The following is a 2,744-nucleotide window of genomic DNA, read 5'->3' on the forward strand; positions in this document are numbered from 1 at the left end:
GATGCGGTCACAACCGAACTCCCCAGGCTGTTCGTCTAGGTCCGCAACCTCACCCATTACCGATGGCGTTCACTACTCCACAGAGGCGCACTGCACTCGCCCGTGAATACACCCTGATTAACGAAGAGCCGCTTAATTGCACAATTGGGCCAGAACCCGTCTCCGATGAGCCGGTTAAAACCCGACTTGGGCCAAATTAGTGCACATGGTGGCTGTTGATCTTGGCGAGGGCTTCGGCGAGGTCGTCGGGTAAGGGGTCGGCGGCGGTGAGGATCTGTCGTCCGGCCTTGATCTGCACGGTGCGGTAGCGACGTGCGGTCCGTACGAATTTCTTGATGCTCCAGCAAGTTTGGTGCTCGATCCAGTGGGATACGGCCATGGCGGCGAACACCACGCTCAGGTGGGCTTCGATGGAGTCGCGGGTGCGGTGGTAGATCGGTCGGGCCTGCAGGTCGTGCTTGGACATCCGGAAGGCTTTCTCGATGCGCCACAGCTGGTGGTAGGCGTCGATGACGAACGCGGGCGGTTGGCCGACGAGGTTGGTGGTGTAGCCCTTCCAGCCCGCCAACGCCCTCGTCTTGGCCTCCAGCGCGCGGTTGACGCTCTTGGTGGCACCGGCGAGCTGGATGTAGCGGTTGCGCTTCACCGGGGCATGCCCGTCCACGGCACGCTGGGCTTTGGCGACTTGTTCGTCGATGCCGCGCAAGGTCTTACGGGCCCGGTCGTGGCGATACTGGTAGTGGATAACCTGATCGGGAATCCCGCGGGCCTTCTCCGTTGAGGTCGATGGCCAGGGCTGGGTCAACACCAGCCCGTCCGGTATCGCCTCATCAGGGTGTTTGTCGCGCCATTCGCGCACGACATCAGGCAGATGCGGAATCCGGGCGCCCAGGATGTAGGACAGCCCGGCGGCGTGTAGGGCGACCTGGTTGGCCTCAGAGATCATGCCGGCATCGGCGACGACCGTGACGTCGGTGAGCCGGTGGGCGGCCTTGAAGGCGTTGATGACCGGCACCATGGTGGCGGTCTCGGCCTTGTTGCCTTCGAAAGCGGCGACCGTCAGCGGGAACCCGCTAGCGTCGGTGAGCAACCCCAGTGTGATCTGTGGATCCAGGCGGCGCTCTTTGGAGAATCCCGGCTCACCAAAACCGTCGCCGGCATCAGTTTCGAAGTGCAGTGTGCTGACGTCGTAGAGCACCAGGCTGGCTGGACCCAACTGCGCATGGGCCGCACAGGCAGTCGAAAGTGACTGCCGGAATTCAGGTTTGGCGAAGATCGGCAGCCGCCGCTTGAGCGTGCGGTAGGCCGGGGAATCCACACCGGTCTCGCAGAGCACGCGTAGCGCATCGACCTTGCTGGTCGGTTCGATAATCCGGGCGGCCACCAGATCCCGGAACACCTCATCACCATCGGTAGCGGCATCAAATCCCAGCACCCGGTAGGCATGGCACAACGCCTCCCACAGGTGCTGCGAACACGAAGCCACGATCTCCAGCGGACCGCCGTTGGCGGCCCCAGGTTGGTCAAGCCCCAAGTCCAGACTCTGCTGACCGGCAGCCAACCGTTGGGCCGCGGCCGCCTTCAGCGCCTCCAACTGGGCCTCGTTACGCGCCGAGCCCAGGTGCTCGATCTGACGCGATCTCTTCCGTGAGGACCATACGATCTGCACCGCCGTCGCTCCAGAGGCCGTCTTCACGGTGCGCGCGTACGCCACCACCGCACACTAAACGCCCGCAATTAGTGCATACATTGCGACCCGCAGCCACCGGAAACCCCAGCTCAGCGACCCGCAGGTAAGCCAATCACCGAAAAGTGGCCCAAGTCAGGACTCGCCCGTGAATACACCCTGATTCACGAAGAGCCGCTTAATTGCACAATTGGGCTAGAACCCGTCTCCGATGAGCCGGTTAAAACGCGGGAAAATCGACTGGGATATATAGGTGAAAAAGCAAGTATATGGCAAACTGCCATAATAGAACTGTAAAAGCCACCGACAGATAAAGTGCAGCCACTGCGTAGTATGCTAGATTATATACAAACGTTGCGAGAGTTTCGAGTTCTTTCAAAACAGTATTAAATACGCCCGCTAGCGTATTCGCAACGCCGGTTAACGTATTGACTAGCGGGCCCGACAAGGCAGTAATGTCGTTGGCAACTGTAGTCGCGGTACTCTGAATCAACGAAGCGGCGCTGACGGCCTCAGCGGCCGCATACGAACCTGCACTCGCATTCAAGTGCTGCACAATCTGCTGCTGAAACGCCGCCGCCTGCCCGGCCAGCGCCTGATAGTTCTGGGCTTGCTTAGAGAACACCTGCGCGATGCTCGCCGACACCTCGTCGGCGGCCGCAGGTATCACCGCGACGGTCGGAGCCGCCGCCGCCATGTGGGCCGCGTTGACCGTCGAGCCAATAGCCGCCACATCCGTTGCCGCCGCCGCCATCATCTCCGGCGCAGCTGTCACATTAGACACATTTATCCTCCCACCCGGTCATCCATCGACCTAGTGACCCACATGACTACCGTCATGCATCCTGGGGACTTTACATACAAACAGGATGGTGCGGGGCGCTTCTGAGGATATTCGACGGACACAAAGTTGTCGAACAAAAATGCCTGCAGCTTGTGGCTCTTGGGAGCCAGCCGGCTGGGTCCCAAGAGCAACAGAAGGTTACGAATTTCACACCCACGGCTGGTTGGGCGCGGTCGCGATGAAAGCGCGCGGCGAGATCGGGATGTCGTGGCT

2 protein-coding genes are annotated in these 2,744 nt (G+C 60.9%); both read right to left on the reverse strand.

Annotated elements, in window-relative coordinates:
* Positions 1 to 196 precede the first annotated feature (196 nt).
* Positions 197 to 1,714, reverse strand: a complete 1,518-nt coding sequence (locus ACLP9N_RS17925) for an IS1634 family transposase (RefSeq protein WP_442408682.1) — start codon at positions 1,712 to 1,714, stop codon at positions 197 to 199.
* A 193-nt stretch (positions 1,715 to 1,907) separates the two neighbouring features.
* Complete coding sequence (locus tag ACLP9N_RS17930) at positions 1,908 to 2,471, reverse strand: PE family protein (RefSeq protein ID WP_442408683.1); 564 nt, start codon at positions 2,469 to 2,471, stop codon at positions 1,908 to 1,910.
* Between the last annotated feature and the right edge of the window lie 273 nt (positions 2,472 to 2,744).

Source organism: Mycobacterium sp., from assembly GCF_052144515.1.
Classification (GTDB): Bacteria; Actinomycetota; Actinomycetes; order Mycobacteriales; family Mycobacteriaceae; genus Mycobacterium.